This is a genomic window from Rhodococcus sp. MSC1_016 (assembly GCF_023667485.2).
In the GTDB taxonomy this organism is placed as follows: domain Bacteria; phylum Actinomycetota; class Actinomycetes; order Mycobacteriales; family Mycobacteriaceae; genus Rhodococcus_F; species Rhodococcus_F oxybenzonivorans.
In genome coordinates, this window is record NZ_JAMOZI020000002.1 from 580,188 (window position 1) to 602,071 (window position 21,884).

Here is a 21,884-nt window from a genome sequence, read left to right on the forward strand (position 1 = left end):
CAGCGAGGGTTCATCGGTCACAGCGCACCACCGTCGACACGGAGAACGGCGCCCGTGGTGAACGAGGACGCATCAGAGGCGAAATAGAGGACGGCGCCGACGACCTCCTCGGGCCGGCCGCACCGCTCGAGCGCGAGGTCGGACTCGAAGTCCGCTCGCATTTCCTCGGTCCAGGCTTCGGAGATGTCGGTGAGGAAGGGGCCGCACTGGATCGTGTTGACCCTCACCGACGGGCCGTAGGCCTTCGCAAATCCCTCGGTCAGGACGTGCAGTCCAGCCTTGGCTGCCGCATAGGGGAGTGCCTGGGCTGACGGTCTGACCGCCTCAACTGACCCGATGTTGATGATCGACCCACCCGCGTGAGTGGCCATGTGCTCACCGGCGAGCGCCGTAAGCCGGAACGGACCCTTGAGGTTGACGCCGAGCACCTTGTCGAAGAGAGACTCGCTGACCTCGGTGAGGCTGGAGTAGAGCGGAGAGAGACCGGCGTTGTTGACAAGAACGTCAATCGTGCCGAACTCGGCGAGAGTGCGTTCGAACAACTCGTCGGAATCCGTCCAACTGCTGGCGTTGAAGCGCACGGCTAGAGCCTTCGTGCCGTACCGCTGCTCGATCTCGGTCTTGAGTGTCTCGCAGTTCTCCACCTTGCGACTCGCGATGACCACGTGGGCGCCCTGGCTGGCGAAAGCATCGACCATGGCCTTCCCCATGCCGCGACTTCCGCCCGTGACGACGGCGACCTTGCCCTGAAGTGTCATGGAGCTGTGGGTCCTTTCAATGTCAGAGGGGCAGTTCCCCTCCTGCAGCCCGGCGCGACCGGTCCGGACGGACCGCGGCGCCGGTGCATGACAAATGTAGATGAGAATGAATTCATTGTCATGTAAGGTGCTCCCATGGTCAACTTCCACCCCTCGTCCGCTTCGGCGGAGATCACCACCAAGGCACAAAAGTTCATCGCCGGTCGCGTCGCGCCGGCCGAGGCCGTGCATGCCGAGCAACGACGAGCCGCCATCGCCGCCGCAGACCCGCACGCGGTGCCACCTGTCATCGAGTTACTGAAGGAGGAGGCCCGCCGACAAGGCCTGTGGAACCTCTTCCTGCCCGCAGAATCCGGTCTGGCGACGGTCGACTACGCACCTGTCGCGGAGGCCACCGGCTGGTATCCCGAGATTGCACCGGAGGTCTTCAACTGCTCGGCCCCGGACACGGGCAACATGGAGCTGCTACACATGTTCGGGAGCGATGAGCAACGACGGCTCTATCTCGAGCCGCTGCTCGCCGGCAATACCCGAAGCGCGTTCGCCATGACCGAACCCGACGTCGCCAGCAGTGACGCCTCCAACATCCAGACCTCGATCGACATCAATCCCGACGGGATCACGGTCAATGGCCGGAAATGGTGGATCACCGGTGCCCTGGACCCCAGGTGCAGCTTCTTCCTCGTGATGGGCCTCAGTGATCCGGAGGCGGACGGCTTCCGCCGCCAGTCCTTCGTCATCGTGCCGCGGGACGCTCCGGGCGTGACCGTCGAACGCGACCTCGACTTCTACGGCTACCACGACGCGGGCGGCCACGGCGAGATCATCTTCAAGGACGTCCGGGTTCCGCGGTCCCATCTCCTCGGCGAGCCCGGCGGCGGCTTCGAGATGGCCCAGGCGCGGCTCGGCCCCGGCCGAATCCATCACTGCATGCGCGCCATCGGAATGGCGGAGCGCGCGATCACGCTGATGAAGGAGCGCGCCCGGCAGCGCGTTGCCTTCGGCGAGCCCCTGGCGAAGAACGCCGTCGTCCGGGAATGGGTCGCCGAGGCACGGATCAGCATCGAGCAGCTGCGCCTGCTGGTTATGAAATGCGCGTGGATCATCGACGACGCCGGCGCCTCCGCCGCGCGAGACGAGATCGCGGCGATCAAGGTCGCCGTGCCCCGGGGCGTCGCAGCCATCATCGATGACGCAATCCAGCTGCACGGCGCCATGGGAGTGAGCACCGACACGCCGCTGGCGCGCCTGTGGGCAATCGCACGCACGATGCGGTTCGGGGACGGTCCCGACCAGGTCCATCTGCGCACTCTCGGGCGCAACGAGCTGCGGATGCCGGTGGTGAAGCCGTGAATGGCGAGAGCCCCCGAGGCCACAACTTGCCGGGCCTCGACACCGACCGCGTCGTCACCTGGTTCGCCCGGCACGTCGGCGACGATTGTGGGTTGACGTTCTCCCTGGTCGCCAATGGCCGCTCCAACCTCACCTACGCGGCGACAGACGAAGCGGGTCGGCGGTGGATTCTTCGCCGTCCACCAGTCGGCGCGGTGCACGCCAGTGCCCATGACGTCGGCCGCGAGCACCGCATCATGGCAGCCCTGTACGACACGGGCGTGCCGGTGCCGAGGATGGTCGGTTACTGCGCCGACGACCACGTCACGGGAGCCCCGTTCTACGTGATGGAGTTCGTCGACGGGGTCGTGATGGATGAGGACGCCGCCATCGAGACCCTCGACGGGCCGGCGCGGGAGAGATTCCTCCAGGAGCTCGGTTCGACGCTGGCACGGATTCACTCGGTCGACCTTGCGGTGGTCGGTCTGGGTGACCTGGTGAAGCCCTATCCCCTCGTGCGGCGCCAGTTGCGGCGGTGGAGCACACAGCTCCAGGGCCGCACCGACCCGACGGGAATGCTTCTCCGTGAGCTCCACGACCGCCTCGAGGCCGACGCGCCGGACCAGGACGAGCCGGTCTTGGTGCACGGCGACTACCGTCCCGGCAACGTCATCGTGGCCCCGGACGGATCGATCGCCGCCGTGCTCGACTGGGAATTGACCGCTGCCGGTGATGGTCTGGCCGACCTCGGCTGGCTTGCGGCCTGGTGGTCGGAGGGACTGGAGTGGACCCCCGCTCCCCACCTGGCTTCCCCGAGCCTGCCGCGTCTCCTCGACGCCTATGCCGCTGCCGGCGGCCCCGACATCGAGCGGCTCCCCTACTACCAGGCGTTCGCCTACTGGCGCCTGGCCTGCATCGGTCTCGGGGTGTACGAGCGCTACGCATCAGGAGCGATGGGGGAACAGACCCAGGCGCTCGACGAGCTCCTACACAAGCCCGAACGCTTCGCACAGATGGCTCGGTCGCTGCTTCAGTAGGATCTGCGTCAGTAGAATCTGACGACATGCGCGCGCCGTTATGATCCCTTTGAGGAGCTTGTTTGACCACTGAGGCCGATACCCCACAAGCACCAGCGGCGACGACTACGACCGCTCGGGTCCCTGCGCGCAAGCAGCGTACGCGGAAGAAACTGATCGACGCCGCGCGTGAGCTGTTCAACGAGCAGGGGTTCTACGACTCCAAGCTCTCCGACATCGCCCCTCGCGCCGGCTTGGCGACCGGGACGTTCTACATCCACTTCTCCTCCAAGGAGGAGGTGTTCCACGCCGTCATGATCGACGTGCTCGCTGAGCTGCAGGACAGTCGCCCCGGGGTCTCCACCTCGGGCGAGCGGCGTCCGATCGACTCCATCCGTGAGGCGAACGCCAGCTACCTCCGCGGTTACCAGCGCAACGCCCGCCTGATGACCGACTGCTCGGCCCTGGCCAGGACACTCCCGGACATGCGAGTGATCAAGACGGAGATCGACACGGTCTTCGAGAACCGCCTGGTCGGGGCCATCCGACACTGGCAGGAGACCGGCGTGGCCTTCGACGACGTCGACCCCGTCTACGCAGCGAACGCGCTGGCCTACATGGTGGACCGTTTCGCCGACGAGTTCTACGTCTTCGGCAAGCCCTACGACGAGGACAAGGCCATCGAGACACTGACCCTGCTCTGGGCGCGATCGCTCGGCATCGCCACCGATCGGTGAACTGACACGGAACCCTGCTCCCGAGTGCCCGAATCGGCGAAATGCCCGGTACCCGAGGTTGTCGGCCACGGGCAAGGTCACCTCATTCCGGGATGAGAGCAGAAGGACCATCTGATGGATGAGGCGGCCGTCCAGGGGCCGGTCCGAGTCACTTATGTGTACGGGATCCGTGCTGTAAGAACAGGGCCCGTGTCGGTGTCCGCGTCGTGCTCTTAACCGGCCGACGCAAGAACGATCACGTGAGCCGCTCCCGGAAGCGGCTTGTATGCGGACTCATCGGCTCGAGTCCTATAGCCATGGGGAAACGACGATCGCCCGGCGCAGATCGACAGCGGGACGGAGCGTCGAGTAGGCAAAACGATCGGCATAGGTCGGCAATCCGAGAGCTTTCACCGCGGCTCTGGCGTTACCCTCGGAGTAGTCAGCGGGGTGTGCTTGATGGTCTGCTCGACAAGGTCAGGATCGGTGTAGGCGATGAACGACGTCGATCCCTTCGCTACCCGCCCGAATGTGGTCGGGTCGGTCGTCGCGGACTTGGCGGCGGCCGGGTTCGCCGACGCCGCGGAGATCGGCCGCGGGGGCTTCGGGGTCGTGTACCGCTGTCGGCAGACTGCGCTCGAGCGCACCGTGGCGGTGAAGGTGCTGACCGGGGACCTCGACGAGGACAGCCGTGCGCGATTTCTGCGTGAGCAGCGTGCCGCGGGCCGCTTGACCGGCCATCCCAATGTCGTCAACGTCCTGCAGGTCGGAGTCACCGAGCACGACCGGCCATATATCGTCATGCCCTTCTACCGCCACGACTCCCTCGATGCCCGCATCCGAAGACGGGGTCCGCTGACGCTGGAGGAGGTGCTGCGCGTGGGCGTCAAGATCGCCGGTGCCCTCGAAGCCGCGCATGGCCTCGGCATCCTCCATCGCGACGTCAAGCCGGCCAATATCTTGCTCACCGGTTACGGTGAGCCCGCGTTGACCGACTTCGGGATCGCGCACATTTCGGGCGGGTTCGAAACCACCGCCGGAGTTGTGACCGGATCGCCGGCCTTCACGGCTCCGGAGGTCATCGCTGGAGGTGCCGCGAGTCCGGCCGCCGATGTGTACGGTCTGGGTGCGACCGTGTTCGCCGCCGCCACCGGGCATGCTGCCTTCGAGCGCCGGAGTGGTGAGCAATTAGTTGCCCAGTTCGTCCGGATCACCACCGAGCCGACGCCGGACCCGCGAGAGCACGGCATCGCGAATGATGTCAGCACCGTGATCGAGGCCGCGATGGCGAACGATCCTGCCGGTCGCCCATCCGTCGGGGAACTGGGCCAGCAGCTGCGGCACCTGCAACACCAGCATGGCTATCCGGTCGACGACATGGCCGGGAGCACCTTTTGTGACGACACACCACCAGCGCACCCACCGCACGATGATGCGCCACCAGCTGCGCATTCAGTCCGCACCGGGGCGCTGCCGCTGGAGTTGACCAGCTTCATCGACCGTCGGGAGGAGACGGCGAAGGTCGCTAGCTTGCTGTCGACGGCCCGCATGGTGACCTTGACCGGGATGGGAGGGGTGGGCAAGACCCGACTGGCGCTGCGAGTCGCAGATCGAACGCAATCGCGTTTCGCTGATGGTGTGTTCCTGATCGAGCTGGGCGAGCTGCGCGACGACTCGCTTCTCGTAGCCATGGTGGCGGATGCGCTGGGTTTACGCGACAGATCCGCGGGGTCACTTCTCGAGGTTCTCGCGGAATTCCTTGCCCCGCGCGAAGTGCTGCTCGTTCTGGACAATTGCGAGCAGGTGCTCGACGCGGTCGCGAAACTCTCCGAAGCCCTGCTCCGCACCAGCTCGGGGCTGCGCATACTCCTGACCAGCCGGGAGCCGATCGGCATCAGCGGCGAGGTAGCGATTCCGATCGCCCCCCTTGCGGTACCCGACGCCGACCATTTGCCGAGACGGTTGCCCGGAAACGACGCGGTGGCACTGTTCGCCGAGCGGGGCGCCGCGGTCCTGCCCGGCTTTGAGATCACCGACGACAACAAGGTGACCATCGCCCGGATATGCCAGCGCCTCGACGGCCTGCCGTTGGCGATCGAGCTGGCCGCCGCACGGCTGAGGGCGATCTCCCCAGAGGAGATTCTGCAGCGACTCACCGACCGCTACCGGTTCCTGACTCGCGGATGCAGAGACGCTCCGTCGCGGCAACAAACCCTGCGGATGTGCATCGACTGGAGCTATGACCTGTGCACACCCCTGGAACAACTGATGTGGGCTCGGCTGTCCATGTTCGACGGAAGCTTCGAACTCAATGCGGCCGAGCAGATCTTCGGGCACGACCAGACTGCTGACGATCTCCTGGACACCGTCACCTTTCTCGTCGACAAGTCGATTCTCATTCGAGAACAGTCGGCTCCGGTCGCTCGGTTCCGGATGCTCGAGACCGTGCGCGACTACGGTCGGGAGAAGGTCCGTGCCGGCGCCGACTACTCCGAGCTGCGCACCCGATACAGAAAATGGTACGTGCAGCTGGCCTCGGACGCCGAGGCTGACTGGGTCGGTCCGCGGCAACTCGAGTGGCTGACCCGATTGGTCGCCGAACTGCCGAATTTACGGCAGGCACACGAAATTTGTCTCTCCGAAGACCCCGAATCCGGGCTTGGCATGGCCGCAGCGCTGTTCCCTCTCTGGTTCTCGCGCGGGTTGTTGACCGAAGGACGGCGCTGGACCGAGCGACTACTGGCTCTGTCGCCCCGCACCGTGGGCATTGACCGCGCCAAGGCAATACTCTGGGCCAGCGTGATGGCAGGATTGCAGGGCGACCTGCAGGCATCGATCACCCTGATCCAGGAAGGACGGACACTCGCCGATCAATCCGCCGATCCTTTGCTGCAGGCGCACATCGACCTTGCCGAAGGCTACCGGGCCCTGTACGGCGGCGACGTCGAGTATGCACAAATCCATTTCGAAGCCGCACGGCCTATCTACGCCGCCGTGCCGAGTGCACTTGCCCTCCACATCCTCTTGTTGGAGGGTCTCGGAATCGCGTACGAGTTGCTCGACCACACCGAGCGCGCAATCGAATGCTACGAGAGTGCACTCGCGGTCACCGAAGAGCACGGTGAAGCAGTGCATCGGTCGTATTCGCTGTGGGCCCTGGCCGTGGTGGTGTGGCGACACGCCAATACCGAACGCGCGAACGACTTACTCCAACAAGCGCTCCGCGCTGCTCGGAAAGTCAATGAGCGGCTCGTCATCAGTATGTGCCTACAGGCACTCGCGTGGATCGCGGCCGAGGAAGGTGCCTTCGAACGAGCCGTGATATTGACCTCAGCTGCAGAGAACCTCAGCCATGCCATGGGGAGTTCCCCGATGTTCGTATCCGGGTTGGTCCAGTACCGTGAGAGATGTGAGCATGAAGCACGAAAAGCGCTGAGCAAAAATGCGTTTTCCGAAGCTCAGAGGAAAGGGAACAAGTTGGGAGTGGAGTCCGCGGTCGCCTACGCACTCGGTGAGCAAAGTCCGGCGTCATACACACCGACCACTGGACAGGCCGGACCGACCAAGCGGGAGCGTGAGGTCGCCGAGTTGGTCGCCGAGGGGTTGACCAATAGAGAGATTGCGTCCCGCTTGACGATATCTGTGCGTACCGTGCAGGGGCACATCGAACACCTTCTTGCCAAGTTGGGTTTCACCTCGCGTGCCCAGATCGCTGCATGGGTGGAATCACGGCGAACCATGCCCTGACACACTGTGATACGGACGCCCAGTCTCTACAGCAGGCCCCCGGATAATGGTGACGTTGGCCGATCAGCGTTCCTCGCACCCTGATGTGCAGCCCGAAACGACCGCCGGTCGCTCCAGCTCGTGCAGGAGTGTGACCCTGGTTGGGTAGTCGGAGCACCGAGCGGCGACGGCACCCCTCTGACGTGATCTCGTCCGGTCGGCCCCGATGAACTTCAACCATTGATGCACTAGACGCATCGATCTGATCGATGGTCACACGGGCGTGCGGTTCAGGCCGGAGGCCGGGCTGCCGTAGGCCTCGCGTAAGACGTTCTTGCGGATCTTGTTACTCGCGTTTCGGGGCATCTGATCGACCACGATCAAGTCCTTGGGGTGTTTGAACCGTGCGAGGCGTGGTCGAAGGAAGGTGACGAGTTCGTCGATACTCAATCGCATCCCGTCTTGGAGCACGGCCACGGCCACCGCCACCTCACCCCACCGTTCATCGGCGCGTCCGATGATGGCGATCTCTGCCACGGCCGGATGGTCCATGATCGCGTTCTCGACCTCGGCGCAGTAGATGTTCTCTCCACCGGAGATGATCATGTCCTTCTTGCGGTCGACGATGTAAAAGAAGCCATCCTCGTCTTGTCGTCCAAGGTCGCCGGAGTGGAGCCATCCTCCGGCGAACACCTCCGCGGAGGCGTCGGGGCGCTGCCAGTAACCGGCCATCACGGTCGGGCCTCTGAAAACGATCTCTCCGACCTCGCCGGTAGCGACCTCGTGCATCTGGTCGTCGACGATCTTCGCCTCGACCGATGAGGTTGGGATGCCTACCGATCCGAGCTTGCTCAGACTGTGGGCACCGTCGAGGTAGCAGGCGAATCCGGTGCTTTCGGTCTGCCCGAACACGGCCACTGTCTCGGCGTCGGGGAAGGCCTTCATCATCGACCGCAGCAGGGCGTCGGAGGCGGGAGCTGCTCCCCAGCTCAGAATGCGCAGAGCCAGGTCGCGCGGTCGGTCCAGCTGAACGGCCGTCAGGGCCTGCCACTGCGCTGGGACGAGGAAGACCCAGGTGGTTCCCTCCTCCTGGAACGTCTCGAGCGTGCGATCTGGGTCGAACTCACCGAGAGGGTGAATGACCGATGTGCCACCGAAGTACAGCTGGGGAAGCACCGAGGCGATGCCGCCGATATGGAACAGCGGCACCGCCACCGAGACGACGTCACCCCGACGGTAGGAGAGCGAATCCATGAAGGCCATGGAGATGGCGTTCAGATTCGCGTGCGTGATCATCGCTCCTTTCGGCTTCCCGGTGGTGCCCGACGTGTACAGAATCAAGGCGACCGACTCATCGGGTACGTCGATGTCCGACATGACGCCGTCGGCGTCGGCGATCACACGCTCGTAGTCGAGTTGTCCCTCGCGGGCCCCCTCTGTGCCGATCACGAATTCGATACCGTTCGCCTCGGCGGCAACGGTGGTTGCGAGGTCGCTCATGCTCTGATCGGTGATAATTGCCTTCGCGCCTACATCGGTGGCGATGAACGCTGCTTCGGCCGGGCTCATCCTGACGTTGACCGGTACTGCGATGGCTCCGGTCGCGGTGATCCCGAGTAGCGACTCGAGGTACTCGGTCCGGTTGAACATGGTGATTAGTACGCGGTCGCCGTGCCGGACTCCGCGCACGTGCAGGGTCTGCGCCAGGGCGGAGGCCCGCTGGTGCAGATCTTTCCAGGTTACGGTTTCCCCGAGGTACCGCAGCGCCGGGAGGTCCGGTGTCATGGAGGCGTGGCGTCGGACCTGGTTGTTCCAATGGCGTCGACGTGAGAGTGCCTGTTCGACCGCGGGCACGTGTACCGGCTGGGTGATCGATGTGTTCATGGTGTCTCCACAGGGTCGACGGTTGTCGGCGTCAGGTGTGTGAGTAGGAAGGACACCTGATCGTTGATGTTCGGCGTCAGCCACGGCTCGACGTAGACGTCGAAGTGTCCGACCGGATAGCGGCGAACTTCAGCGTTGCTACCGATACGCTGGGCCAGCTGTTCGATGGTCGCCGGTGGTGTCACGGCGTCCTTCTCACCGATCTGCAGCAGAACCGGGCAATGCAACTGGCGCGCTTTGGTGATCGGCCGGTTGAGGGCTATCGCGAGTAATTCGCGGGCGGCGAACTCGTTCCGCCACGTCGCACCGGCGAACGCTCGCATCCCGGTGACGGCGTCGGCCGAGTTCATGGCCGCGAGGCTGCCTGGCGGCCCGACGATGGGAACCAGGAACGGCGACCGGCGCGTGAGAGCTCTTGCGAGATCACGCAATCCTGCAACGTTCGCCTGCAGCATGAAACCAAGACCGTTCGCGTGAATGGCGCTGCGCAGAGTCGCCACACCGTCGACGGCCGCTACCTGTGCGATGACGGCTGCGATCCGCTTGTCGCGGGCAGCGACAGCGAGTGCGTGGCCGCCGCCGTAGGACGTTCCCCAGATCGCCACTCGTTCCGGGTCGACGCCGTCGAGCGTGCGCGCGAACTCGATGGCCGCGGCGAAGTCCTGGCGGTGACGACGGAAGGACACCAACTGCCGCGGGGTGCCGGATGAGTCACCGAAACCCCTGTAGTCGAAGACCAACGCATCAATTCCTGCATGCGCGAAAGCCTCGGCGAAAGGCAGCAACCCGCTATCGCGTGTTCCTCCGAGCCCATGCGCCATCACCACACATGGTCGCCGCCGGCCGACTTGGTGGGCCGATTCAGCCCCGGGTAGGTGCCAGGCTGTGCAATGCTGCCCGTGACTGATGAATTCGACGTTTCTCATCGGAAGTACTTCTCTTTCGTGGACGGGGCGCGTGGCACCTCGGGGCAAATGCGGCACCCGATGCGGGCGTCGTTGGGAACCATCCACATCGGGTGAGGGCGCGCGGAGGCTCGCGCCGGGCGATCGGTGTCAGCTGTGGGCCGCGACGGTCTCGGGGACTGCCTCGGCCGAGGCGCCGAAACTGAAGCCGGGGAAACCCGACGTCGTCTCTTCCCGGATCCGATCGAAGTAGTTCCCCGCACCGCCGAAGTAAGCCAGGATGCCTCGCGGCTTACCGGGGATGTTCGCGCCCAGGAACCATGAATTCGCGACCGCGGCATTCGCTAGAACTGTGCCTTCGAGTACTTCCTCGTTGTGCCGAACCCACGCATCAACCGCTTCGGGGTTCGGATCGATGGCGTCGTAGCCGTTCTGTTGCATGAAGGAGATGGTTGCGGTCACGAACTCTGCCTGCTGCTCGACCATGGTCGGCCCGTTGGCGAAGGGGCCTAGCGGCCCGGCCACGGTGAAGAAGTTCGGGAACCCATCGACCGCCAGGCCGAGATAGGTACGAGGCACGGCCTTCCACGTCTCGCTCAAGAGTCGGTTATCGCGGCCGCGGATGTCGACGCCCTCGGCTGGACCGGTGATCGCGTCGAAACCGGTAGCGAAGATGATCACGTCGAAGTCGTACTCGCCCGTGGCAGTGCGCAATCCGCGTGGCAAGATCTCGGTGATCGGATTCGAGCTCACATCGACCAAGGACACGTTCGCACGGTTGAACGCCTCGTAGTAGCTGTGCCCGCAGGGAGGACGCTTGGCGGCCAACGGATACTTCGGGCAGAGTAGCTCGGCAGTCTCGGGGTCTTGGACGATCGCCCTGATCTTGGAACGGACGAACTCGGAAGCGATCTCGTTGGCGGGGCCATCGAGCCACACATCATTGAAGGTGTCGAAGAGGAAGCGGAAGCCTCCGATCTCCCATGCCCGCTCGAGCACACGCTGCTGATCGGCGGCGGTGTAGTCCGCAGCCCCGTACTCGCAGATAGGCAGATCCATCGCATAGAAGTGCTGGCGTGCCCGCGTCCAGATGTTGTCGTAGTCCGCCTTGATGGCGTCGCGTTCCGCCTCGTCGATCGGCCGGTTACGGGCGGGAAGAACGTAATTCGGTGTCCGCTGGAACACGGTGACCTGGGCTGCGGAGTGCGCCACGACCGGCACGATCTGCACCCCGGAAGCTCCCGTTCCGATGACCGCGACCCGCTTGCCGCTCAGGTCTACCTCATCGGTCGGCCAGAACCCGCTCTGATACCACTCGCCGGTGAACGAGTCGAGGCCGGGGAAGTCCGGCAGGTACGGCTTCGAGAGCGGGCCGGCTGCCGAGACCAAGTACCGGCACGAGAACTCATTGCCGGCGTCGGTGCGCACTGTCCAGGTGTTCGTCACGTCATTCCACGTCGCGCCGGTCACCCGTGTCCGGAACCGAATATCTTTCCGCAAATCGAGACGGTCGGTGACGAATTCGAAATACCGTGCCATCTCGGCCTGGGTAGGGTAGCGCTGCGACCAATTCCATTCGTCGAGGATTTCCTTGGAAAAGGAATAGCAGTAATACCACGCCTCACTATCGGTACGGGCTCCTGGGTACCGGTTCCAGAACCACACGCCGCCGACATCTTCGCCGGCATCGACAAGAACCGTGGACAATCCCATTTTCCGTAGATCGTGCAGAGCCCGCAGCCCACCAAAACCTGCACCGATCACCACAGCATCAAAATTCATTGAGTCGCTCACCACATCTCCTTTCAAGATGTGACCGACGCTATCGTGATGTGCGTCACGTCAGAAGGTGCAGGCGACCATGAAATAGGCCATCTGATGTGAGCCTGCACAACCCGCTTCGCAGTCGCTCGGGTGACGACACTCGTTCGGTTTACCCGGACCAATGTGCCATTTCGAGCGCTAGTCCAACCCGCAGATGCCAACCGGACGACGATTGGGGGAGTAGCCGCTCCGCGCGTTCTATCCGATTCAGAATGGTATTTCTATGGGTGAACAGGCGGGCGGCGGTGCGCGCGGTATTGGCGTCCTCTTGCAAGTAGATGCGCAGGGTTTCTTTGAGGGTTGCATCCGCATTCGCCAGCTGCCCCAAGGCGTCGGCGACGAATTCGCGAGCGGCTTCTTTGTCGTGGGAGGCCAATACGGCGATCACTACGTCGTCGTAAGCCGTAAAGGACCCCATTTCGGGGTTGCGCTCCGCGACACGTCGTGCGGCGACGGCTTCCCGATGGGTGCGCCGGAATCCGGGCATGTGCGTTCTACTGGATCCGGCTGCAGTCATCAGCCCGGGATTGGCTTGTGAGATTTTTTCCGCCAACTGGCGTGAGTCGAGCGGATGATCACTATTCAGCCATACCCACGCGGTCGTGGTGCTGGCGAAGAGGGTGAGTGGTGGAGGAAGTTTGCATCGGAGTGCGAGGAGACGCGCTGTCTGTTCGAAGACTCCTTGTTCACGTTCGCCGGTGGTCGACCACAGCACCAGCCCGGTGTGCCACGTGGAGAGGTCGTAGCCGAGTCGCTCGCGGGCGGTGTCCTCTTTGATCGGGGCGCCCTCGAGGATCAGCGTCACGGTTTCCAGCTTGCGGGTCAACACTCCGCCGAGCAGTTCGTCGCGTTCTTGCTCGATCCGGTCTGTGATGGACGCCAGTGCGGCGCCGACCCACTCGTTGATCGATCCGAGTCCGTAGTCGGCGATCCGCGCGACTTCGTCGGGGTGCGCGGCAGCTGCAGCAGCCTGTATCCAATGGCGGCACCCGACGTTCTCGGCGTAGCGGTAGCCAGTCTGCAGGTGCTGGAAGTCGACGCCGTGCCGTATCAGGTCTCGGGCGATGTCGAGCGCTTCCGGGGGCACATCGACCGGAACGCGATGGCCTGGTCGCCGGCGCTGAGCCTCCGACCATCGAAAAGTCATCGCGCGCACGCTGGCTCGGACGCTTTCCTCGAGTGCGGGGTCGCTGGCAAGTGCGGGCGCGGCGGTGACTGCGGCGGTCACCATGTCTTCGAGAAGGCCGTCCGTATTCGCGACGAACTGCTCGACCGTCGCCAAGACCAGTCGGGCCTGTTGGTCCGAGAGTGGCTCCCAGGTGCGTGCCAAGTTCGACATGACTGACTCTATCTATCGCGATCGACGGCGTCTTCTGAGGGCTTCCACTCCCGGCAGAAGGCGGCGGGGGTCGGTCACCGATACCCCGCCGCGCAGCCGGTGTCAGGCAATACTCGCGTCGAGGAGGTGAGCGAACTGGCGCTGCGCGATGCTTCTGCGGGACGGTATGTGCTCGCTGGGCAGGCCTGTGTCGGTGGGCGTGTAGTCGCGGAGGATCAGCTTGGCGACGGTGTCCCGGTGTACTTCGTCGGGCCCGTCGTAGAAGCGGGCGGCGCGGGCGGCGCGGTACATCGCCTCCAGCGGCATGTCCGCGGAATAGCCGAGCGAACCGTGCGCCTGGATCGCCCTGTCGATCACGTCGTGCAGGACTTTCGCGCCGAAGTACTTGATGTAGGCGATTTCTTTGCGGGCGGCCGCAGCGCCGCGCTGATCGATGGTCCATGCCGCGTTCAAGGTCATGAGCCGAGCGGCCTGAATCTCGGCAGCAGAGTCGGCGATCCAGTTGCGGATTGTCTGCTTGTCCCCGAGTACTCCCCCGTGCAGCTGACGGGAGACCGCCCGTTCGCACATCATGTCCAGTGCGCGGTTCGCCTGGCCGACCCACCGCATGCAGTGGTGGATGCGCCCGGGGCCCAGGCGCTTCTGGGCGACCCGGAAGCCGTCACCGACACCTCCGAGGAGAGCGGCCTGCGGCACTCGCACGTCGTGAAACCGTACCTCGGCGTGTGAGGGATACTGGTTCGGTCGAATGGTCGGGTGTTCCATCGTCTCGAGGTCACGCACGATCTGCACGCCGGGTGTGGTGACCGGGATGATGAACTGGGATGTCCGGTTATGGGCATCGGCGGTTCGATCGGTGACCGCGACGACGATGATGAAGTCCGCGGTGGAGGCATTGGACACGAACCACTTGGTTCCATTGATGACCCAGTCCTCGCCCACGCGGTCGGCCGTCGTCGACAATTGTGTGGGGTCAGAGCCCGCGTGGTCGGGTTCGGTCAGGGCGAACGCCGAGTACAGCTCGCCCTCCAGTAGTGGTTCGAGCCAGCGTTTCTTCTGGTCTGGGGTGCCCGCTGCGGCGAGGATTTCGCTGTTCCCCGAGTCCGGTGCCTGGTTGCCGAAGACGAGCGGAGCCAACCAGCTGGAGCCGACGATCTCGTGCATCAGGCCGAGCTTGACCTGTCCGTATCCCTGACCTCCCAGTTCCGCATCCAGGTGCGCGGCCCACAGCTGTTGATCTTTGACCTGCTGCTGCAGTGGGCCGATCGCCTCGCGTAGCTGTGACCAGTCCAGATTCAACGTCTCCAGTGGCAGTACGTCGTTCTTGACGAAGTGTCGGATCCACTCCAACTTCGACTCGAATTCCGGTTCGGTGCTGAAATCCCAGGCCATGATGTTCTCCGATATCTGTGCGTTGAAGTTCAGTTGGTCAACGTGAGCGCGCGGGCGAACAGCGCCTTCGCCGTGTTGTGCAGACGGGCACCCACGTCGCCGGGTGCTAGACCTGCGCATGAGCGGGCGTACGTTCCCTCCAGGAGAATCCCGAGCTTGAAGCACGCCAGCACGGCGTACCAGTCGGCGGCGGAGACGTCGTAGCCGGTGCGTTCGCCGTAGATCCGGACGAGCTCGTGCGCGGGGGGAAGTGCACCCGAACGCGCCAGTTCGGAGCCGATGACATCGTTCGCTTGGTCGGGTTCGGGCCAGGTCGCCAGGAGCCAGCCGAGGTCGAGCATCGGATCTCCGAGGGTGGTCATTTCCCAGTCGACGATTGCCGCGACCTGCGGACTCCCGTACCCGAACATGACGTTGGCGAGGTGATAGTCACCGTGCATGATGCCGGTCGGGCCGCTCGTCGGTTGGTTGCGGGTCAGCCAGCCGGCAACTTTCTCGACCGGGAAGCTGTGACCGGGATAGCCGTTTACGTGCGCGTACCCGTCGAGTTCGCGTAACCAGCGCGGAACCTGCCGGTCGAGGAAGCCTTCGGGTCGCCCGAAGTCGCCCAGGTGCACCGCCGTGTAGTCGACCAGGCTCAGTTCGGCGAGCGCCTCGACGACCGACAGTCCCATCTGATGCCTGATGCTCGGCGTCGATGCGTGTGGCTCCGGCAGTTCCACGGCGGCGTTGAAACCGTCGATCGGTTCCATGAGGTAGAACACCGACCCGTCCAGAATCGTCTCGTCGAGACAGGCGTGGATCAGCTTCGCATGTCGCACCGGTGTGTCGGCCAGGGCGGTGAGCAGGCGAATCTCTCTGCGGAGGTTGTCATTGGTGGTCGATCGCAGATGTGCGGGTCCTCTGCGTAAGACGAAGTCACGGTTGTCGCAACTGAACCGGAGCATGATGTTCTGGGTGCCGCCGCCGATACCCCGCACACCGGTCAACGGCCCGGATCCGAGATTTGCGTCGTGAACCCAATCCTGCAAGGCGGCGAGGTCGACGCCGGGTTCGCCGGACTGATCGCCTGCACCAGTGCGTGTCATCGGATTCCGCCGTCGAGGCGCAGGGTCGCACCGGTGCAGAACGCTGCCGAGTCCCCGGTGAGATACAGTGCCGCACCGACTATTTCGTCCGGATTTCCGCACCGGCGTAGTGCCGCTTGCGTATCGAACTGGACGCGCATCTCCTCGGTCCAGGCAGCGGATATGTCCGTCAGGAAGGGGCCGCACTGGATGGCGTTGACCCGGACTCCGGACGGCCCGAAGGTGTGGGCCAGACCCTCGGTGAGGTTGTTGAGCGCGGACTTGGCGGCCGCGTAGGGGATGGCGCTGGGATCGGGCCGGATCGCCTCGATGGACGAGATATTGAGGATCGACCCGCTGCCGGCTTCCGCCATCCGAGCTCCGATGACGGACGCCAGCCGGAACGGGCCTTTCAGGTTCACACCGATGACCTTGTCGAAGTACGCCTCGGTGACCTGGTCGACCGACGGATACAGCGGAGAGAGGCCGGCGTTGTTGACGAGCACGTCCACACGTCCGAATTCCCGGTAGGCCGCGGCGATCAGCTCATCGCATTGGGCCCAGTCGCTGACGTTACAACCCACGGCCAGCGCCCTTCGGTTGTGGAACGCTTCAGCGTCCTTTGCGACCACGTTGCAGTCGGCCACTTTTCGGCTGGCCACCACGACATGTGCACCCTCGGCGGCGAAGGCGAGTGCCATCTCCCGGCCCATGCCTCGGCTCGCGCCGGTAATGACCACTACCTTGCCATCAAAAATCATTGTTACCTCGCTGCGTCGCGTACTGGTGGGGTCAGCCCGGCGGATGCGTGTCGAACCGACCGACCACGCCGCCTAAGAGTTTCATTGAGTGATCACTCTATTATATTGCGGACGGGTGTGTCCAGACCCGGTTCGCAGCGGCTTAGACTGTGTCCTCGTGGAGGCTCCGGACGATCTGACCAGCGGCGGTTCGCGGCGCCCGGGGCGGCCGCGCGGCAGTGTCGCCAGTACGACCGGACCCACGCGAGAGAGGATCGTCGAGGTTGCGATCGAGCTCTTCTCGACCCGCGGCTACCACGCCACCAGTGTTTCCGAAATCGGCGAGCGTACCGGCTTGAGGCCGGGTGCGCTGTACTACCACATCAAGTCCAAAGAAGACCTCCTCTGGGAAATCCTCGAAAGTTACACCGAGGAAGCGCTCGCCGGAGCGCGGCAGGTGGTCACCACGGACGTGAGCGCGGTCGAGAAACTCGGTCTTCTCATCGACGGGCACGTGCGGACGATCGCCCGGCACAGGCGGGAGGTACTCATCCAACTGCGCGACGCCGATGCTCTCACCGCCGAGCATCACGAGGAACTGCAAGCGATGAGACACGAGGTACAGCGCTGCTGGGAGGGCGTGCTCGACGAAGGGTACCGAGCAGGGGAATTCGCGCGTTCGAATCGTATTGTGGCCAGCGGTCTGCTGGGAATGCTGAACTCGGTAGCCCAGTGGTACCACCCAGGTCCCGGCCAGAGCGTCGACACCATCGCCGAGGAGCTTCGCGCGATGGTCGTCGACGGGCTCACCCGCTGACCTCTGATACGTGCCTCACGGGCGCCCTAGCGTGCGGAGGCGCGTTCTCCGGGCGACCGGGTCAGAACGCCGCTTCGTCGAGTTCCATGACATCGACATCAAGTGAGGACAGGATCTCTCGCGCGGAGCTCAGTTCGGGGAGCACGCTCTTCGCGAAGAACGATGCCACCATGATCTTGCCCTGATAGAAACTGTCCTTGTTCGGGTCACCGGAGAGTGCCTGCAGTGCCACCGCGGCTCGCTCGAGCAGTCTCCACCCGATGAGCAGGTCCCCAACGGCGTACAGCAGTCGCACCGAGCCGAGCCCGACCTTGTACATTTGCGCCGGTTCGGCATCGGCTGCGTTCCGGTACTGGGTGAGCGTCTCGACCATGGCGCGTACGTTGCCGAGGGCTTCTGCTAGCAAACGTCTCTCGACGCCGAGAGCGCCGTCGTGATCGCCGGCATCGACGAATGTGTCGACCAGCCCCAGCACGTGGTCGAGGGCTCGTGACTGGTCTCGACCGATCTTCCGGAAAAAGAAGTCCTGTGCCTGAATCGCGGTCGTCCCCTCATAGAGGGTATCGATCATCGTGTCGCGGATGTACTGCTCGTGCGGGTAGTCCTGCAGGAACCCGGAGCCACCCAGCGTCTGCAGGCTCAATTTCAACGTGTCGTAGGCACGTTCGGAACCCACCCCTTTGACGATGGGCAGCAAGAAGTCGTTGACTCGGGCAGAGAGTTCGGAATCGGCGCCGGACACCAACTTCGCCAGCTGCGGGACGTCGCCCTGATGCGCCGCGGTGAACAAATACAGCGACCGCAGGCCCTCCGCGTAGGCCTTCTGGGTCAACAAAGAACGGCGAATTTCGGGATGGCGGATGATGGCGACCCGTGGCGCATTCTTGTCGACGACCGCTGCCAGATCCGAGCCCTGGACACGATGCGTCGCGTAGTCGAGGGAATTCAGGTATGCGGTGGACAATGTGCCGGCGGCTTTCGTGCCCACCATCATCCGGGCACCCTCGATCGCCTTGAACATCTGGTTGATGCCATCGTGCACATCGCCCACCAGCCATCCCACCGCGGGAATGCCGTGGGCGCCGAACGTCACCTCACACGTCGGCGAGGACCTGATTCCCATCTTGTGCTCGACGCCGGTCACCATGACGCCGTTCCGATCGCCCAATTTCATCGTTTCTGGGTCGAAGTGAAATTTCGGGACGAAGAACAGGCTCAGACCCTTCGAGCCTGGTGCTGCTCCGACCGGCCGGGCGAGAACGAGGTGAAAAACGTTCTCCGACACATCCCCCACATCAGCTCCCGAGATGAACCGCTTCACGCCCTCGATGTGCCAAGTACCGTCCGCTTGGGGGATGGCCTTCGTGATGCCCGCACCGACATCCGACCCGGCGTCGGGCTCGGTCAGGACCATTGTGCCGGCCCACCCTCGTTCCAACGCTTCAGCGGCCCAACGTCTCTGTGCCTGTGTGCCCACTTCGAACAGGACCTCGCCCATCTGAATGCCCAGCTCGAAGAACTGAGTGGCAGGGTTGGCCGCGCACAACATCTCGCGAACCGCCCACACCAACGGCATCGGCGCCGGTACTCCTCCGAGCTCTTCGGGCAGGCCCAATCCCCACCACCCGGCTTCTCGTCGCGCCAGGATGGACTTTCTCAGTGGAGCGGGCACCTCGACCGCGTGGTTGGCGGCGTCGAAACGAACCGGTTCGCGATCGGACTGGGCGAACGATTCAGCGACCGGACCTTCCGCGAGCCGGGCCACCTCGACGAGAATGGTCCGAGCCGTCTGCGAGTCCAGGTCGCCGAAATAGCCCGCCTCGAGAAGATCGCCCAGCCGTAAAACGTCGAAGAGGTCGAACTCGATGTCCCGGAGATTGCTCTTGTAGTGACTCACGAATGGTTCCTCGGTGTTGGGGGAGTGGTTAATAAGATCGATTCGACTGCACCGCGGCATGCATCGAACAGTGGGCGCGCGATATCGCCGTAGAGATCCTTGTCGTTCAGTCGACCCAGATCCGGTCCATGGGTGTGGCGGACATCGGTGCCGGGGACGGATCGTCGTTCGGTGTGCGCGAAAATCGCGGAGCCGGAGCGTGCTGGACTACATCGTCGAGTTCGACCAGTCCGGCCCTGGCGATGATGTGGGGGTTCTGCTGCGCTTCGTCGAAGGTCAGCACCGGTGTGCAACACGCGTCGGTGCCGTCGAAGATGCCGACCCACTCCTCCCGTGTCTTGGTCGTGAAGCGGGCGGCGAACACTTCGCGCAGGGTGTCCTGGGCCTCGGGATCGTGCTGGTCGGGTAGGGAAGCAGGATTCACGTCGAGGCCCTGAAGAAATTGCGCATAGAACTGTGGCTCGATGGCGCCGACGGCCATGTACTTGCCGTCAGCGGTCTCGTAGGTGTCGTAGAACGCCATCCCCGTGTCGAGAAGATTGGACCCCCGAGTGTCCGACCATTGGCCGGCACCACGCAACGCCCAGAAGATATGGGTGAGCGCGAGTGCTCCGTCGATCATCGCAGCGTCGATCACCTGACCGAGGCCAGACCTCTCGCGTTCGAACAGTGCGGCGACAATGCCGTACACCAAGAACATCGAGCCCCCGCCGAAATCGCCGACGAGATTCAACGGCGGCACTGGCCGCTCACCCTTGCGGCCGATCGCATGCAGAACCCCCGTGAGGGAAATGTAGTTGATGTCATGGCCCGCGCGGTCGGCAAGCGGACCGTGTTGACCCCACCCCGTCATCCGGCCATAGATGAGCCTCGGGTTGCGCCGCAGCGCGAGGTCGGGTCCGAGACCCAGCCGTTCGGTGACACCGGGCCGAAAACCCTCGAGCAGTACATCGGCCTTATCGATCAGCCCCAGCACCTGTGCGATGTGATCAGGATTCTTCAGGTCCGCTTCGACGACCGTTCGGCCGCGCCACTGGGGACGATCAGGAGATCCGGATAGCTGAGAGGGCCGCTGCACGCGCACCACATCCGCGCCCAGATCGGACAGCAGTAACGCCGCATGTGGGCCCGGGCCGATACCTGCCAACTCGACAACGCGGACACCACTGAGCGGCCCTGTCGCCGCCTTCGACGAAGTCGTCATCTCACCTGGACTTTACGTAGTAATGGAAAAAAATTCGGCTCGGCACAACCGGCAGGAATACGGTGGCGTATGAAACCTTCACGGGTTTCTCCCCCCAGGATCAACGGCGCTTGCCATCCATTGCGTCATTCCCAACTACCGACCGGGCTGCGCGCGTGTGGGTCCGAGGGATCGGGGTGGCGAACGTGGGGCGCCCCATCTCACCGGGCTATCGAGGTTACCGCCGTCGGCACCACACAGCGGTACCGAAACGGTCGCTCGCATAGCGTGATGAACCACCGCCCTGCCTACCCCGGGCGGGCCGTGAGATGTGTCTACTTGCTTTGCTCTAACCCGTTGATGAACCTCGTATAAACTCCTCGCGCCATTTCCGCGAACTCATCTTCTGTGACTGGGAAGTTCTCGTCCGGAGTGAACTCCGAGACCTGCACCCAGCTAACCTCGGTTCTGCCGGGCCCTGCCCACTTCAACCGCACCGTGGATACATAGTTCTTCAGGGGTACAGCTGGCGCGGGGCGGCAAGATCGTATACGCCAACGTGAACGTTTCGGGGTCGCAGACCACGCACAGCTCTGTGGCAGAGGCCCCCTCTGGCAACGCGATCTCCCTGACGGCGCCGACGCCTTCGCCCTGCGCGGACAGCGTCTTGATTTCTGGGTCGACCTTGTCGGGACTTCCGAAGTCCGACACCAGCGCCCACACTCTGTCAATCGAATTGGAGACAGTCTTTACAACTTCGACACGCATCTTTCCATCCCATCGTGCTGTTCGGCTCCAGGAGCGTGACCCCCTGATGAGATCGAGTTCGGTGAGTAGCCGAGCTTCTACCGTTTCTCGAGCTCCCGGTCATGACGCTACGTGTGACGCGGCGCACAATAAAGGGGCCGCTGCACATGATGAGGGACCAGGATTGGGCAGCTGCCCAATTGCGTAAAGCGGGTTCCATGCTGGACTCAAGGGAGCGCGTGTTAGAGAAGCTGATTATGCGGATGCCCCGCAGCATCGGGCAGCGGGCGCGCAGGAATCAACATCGTCGCGCTGCGCCAAATTGGCCTGCACCACCCGGGTATGGTGCTTGCTAGTTTACGTAATAACACTTACCGGCAATCGAATGTCGTTGCCTGTCAGCTATTTTGGTGCACAACTCTACAGGTATGATCGTTGCGGGGCGCGCGGGGCGAGCCGCAATCGGGGTCAGCCTTTCGCGGAGGTCGGGAGGTCGGTCTCCGATTCGATCGTTTCTGCGCACTGATGCGCCGGCCAACAT

At 63.8% G+C, this 21,884-nt stretch carries 16 protein-coding genes; 5 read left to right on the top strand and 11 right to left on the bottom strand.

Annotation, left to right across the window (positions count from 1 at the left end; genetic code table 11):
- Positions 1-17: 17 nt before the first annotated feature.
- Positions 18-758, bottom strand: a complete 741-nt coding sequence (locus L1080_RS34975) for an SDR family NAD(P)-dependent oxidoreductase (protein WP_250774522.1) — start codon at positions 756-758, stop codon at positions 18-20.
- A 135-nt stretch (positions 759-893) separates the two neighbouring features.
- Here L1080_RS34975 and L1080_RS34980 point away from each other — a divergent pair, with 135 nt between their 5' ends.
- From L1080_RS34980 to L1080_RS34995, 4 genes are all read left to right on the top strand, one after another.
- Positions 894-2,111, top strand: coding sequence for an acyl-CoA dehydrogenase family protein (locus tag L1080_RS34980; protein WP_250774524.1), 1,218 nt, complete (start codon positions 894-896; stop codon positions 2,109-2,111).
- Complete coding sequence (locus tag L1080_RS34985; protein ID WP_250774527.1) at positions 2,108-3,127, top strand: phosphotransferase family protein; 1,020 nt, start codon at positions 2,108-2,110, stop codon at positions 3,125-3,127. Before L1080_RS34980 ends, L1080_RS34985 begins: the two co-directional genes overlap by 4 nt.
- A gap of 62 nt (positions 3,128-3,189) precedes the next feature.
- Positions 3,190-3,843 (top strand): TetR/AcrR family transcriptional regulator, encoded by a 654-nt coding sequence (locus L1080_RS34990; protein WP_250774529.1) that lies wholly within the window; start codon positions 3,190-3,192, stop codon positions 3,841-3,843.
- A 474-nt stretch (positions 3,844-4,317) separates the two neighbouring features.
- Positions 4,318-7,569: a protein kinase domain-containing protein gene (locus tag L1080_RS34995; protein ID WP_250774532.1), complete on the top strand. Its 3,252-nt coding sequence runs from the start codon at positions 4,318-4,320 to the stop codon at positions 7,567-7,569.
- A 252-nt stretch (positions 7,570-7,821) separates the two neighbouring features.
- Here L1080_RS34995 and L1080_RS35000 read toward each other — a convergent pair whose 3' ends face one another.
- The 7 genes from L1080_RS35000 to L1080_RS35030 form a co-directional block, all read right to left on the bottom strand.
- Positions 7,822-9,432: a long-chain-fatty-acid--CoA ligase gene (locus L1080_RS35000; RefSeq protein ID WP_250774534.1), complete on the bottom strand. Its 1,611-nt coding sequence runs from the start codon at positions 9,430-9,432 to the stop codon at positions 7,822-7,824.
- Positions 9,429-10,358 carry an alpha/beta hydrolase gene (locus L1080_RS35005; protein ID WP_284708540.1) on the bottom strand — a complete coding sequence of 310 codons (930 nt, stop codon included), beginning with the start codon at positions 10,356-10,358 and terminating at the stop codon, positions 9,429-9,431. Before L1080_RS35005 ends, L1080_RS35000 begins: the two co-directional genes overlap by 4 nt.
- A 129-nt stretch (positions 10,359-10,487) precedes the next feature.
- The gene (locus tag L1080_RS35010) at positions 10,488-12,131 is read right to left on the bottom strand and encodes a flavin-containing monooxygenase (RefSeq protein ID WP_250774538.1); all 1,644 of its coding nucleotides are present in this window, start codon (positions 12,129-12,131) and stop codon (positions 10,488-10,490) included.
- Positions 12,132-12,270: 139 nt separating this feature from the next.
- Positions 12,271-13,500 (bottom strand): PucR family transcriptional regulator, encoded by a 1,230-nt coding sequence (locus L1080_RS35015; protein WP_250774540.1) that lies wholly within the window; start codon positions 13,498-13,500, stop codon positions 12,271-12,273.
- Between the two features lie 102 nt (positions 13,501-13,602).
- Positions 13,603-14,892: an acyl-CoA dehydrogenase family protein gene (locus tag L1080_RS35020; RefSeq protein ID WP_250774542.1), complete on the bottom strand. Its 1,290-nt coding sequence runs from the start codon at positions 14,890-14,892 to the stop codon at positions 13,603-13,605.
- Positions 14,893-14,921: 29 nt separating this feature from the next.
- Positions 14,922-15,980, bottom strand: coding sequence for a phosphotransferase family protein (locus tag L1080_RS35025; protein WP_250774545.1), 1,059 nt, complete (start codon positions 15,978-15,980; stop codon positions 14,922-14,924).
- On the bottom strand, positions 15,977-16,717 hold the full coding sequence (locus L1080_RS35030; protein WP_250774804.1) for an SDR family NAD(P)-dependent oxidoreductase: 741 nt from the start codon (positions 16,715-16,717) through the stop codon (positions 15,977-15,979). The genes L1080_RS35025 and L1080_RS35030 overlap by 4 nt, the downstream gene beginning before the upstream one ends.
- 160 nt (positions 16,718-16,877) lie before the next feature.
- Between L1080_RS35030 and L1080_RS35035 the strand changes: the two genes are divergently transcribed.
- On the top strand, positions 16,878-17,516 hold the full coding sequence (locus L1080_RS35035) for a TetR family transcriptional regulator (protein WP_250774547.1): 639 nt from the start codon (positions 16,878-16,880) through the stop codon (positions 17,514-17,516).
- Between the two features lie 61 nt (positions 17,517-17,577).
- Here the strand turns inward: L1080_RS35035 and L1080_RS35040 are convergent, their stop codons facing one another.
- From L1080_RS35040 to L1080_RS35050, 3 genes are all read right to left on the bottom strand, one after another.
- Positions 17,578-19,413, bottom strand: coding sequence for an acyl-CoA dehydrogenase (locus L1080_RS35040; RefSeq protein WP_250774549.1), 1,836 nt, complete (start codon positions 19,411-19,413; stop codon positions 17,578-17,580).
- Positions 19,414-19,519: 106 nt separating this feature from the next.
- Entirely contained in the window at positions 19,520-20,617 is a 1,098-nt protein-coding gene (locus tag L1080_RS35045) for a CaiB/BaiF CoA transferase family protein (RefSeq protein ID WP_250774551.1), read from the bottom strand.
- A gap of 435 nt (positions 20,618-21,052) precedes the next feature.
- Positions 21,053-21,364: an SRPBCC family protein gene (locus tag L1080_RS35050; RefSeq protein ID WP_374434907.1), complete on the bottom strand. Its 312-nt coding sequence runs from the start codon at positions 21,362-21,364 to the stop codon at positions 21,053-21,055.
- Positions 21,365-21,884: the final 520 nt, after the last annotated feature.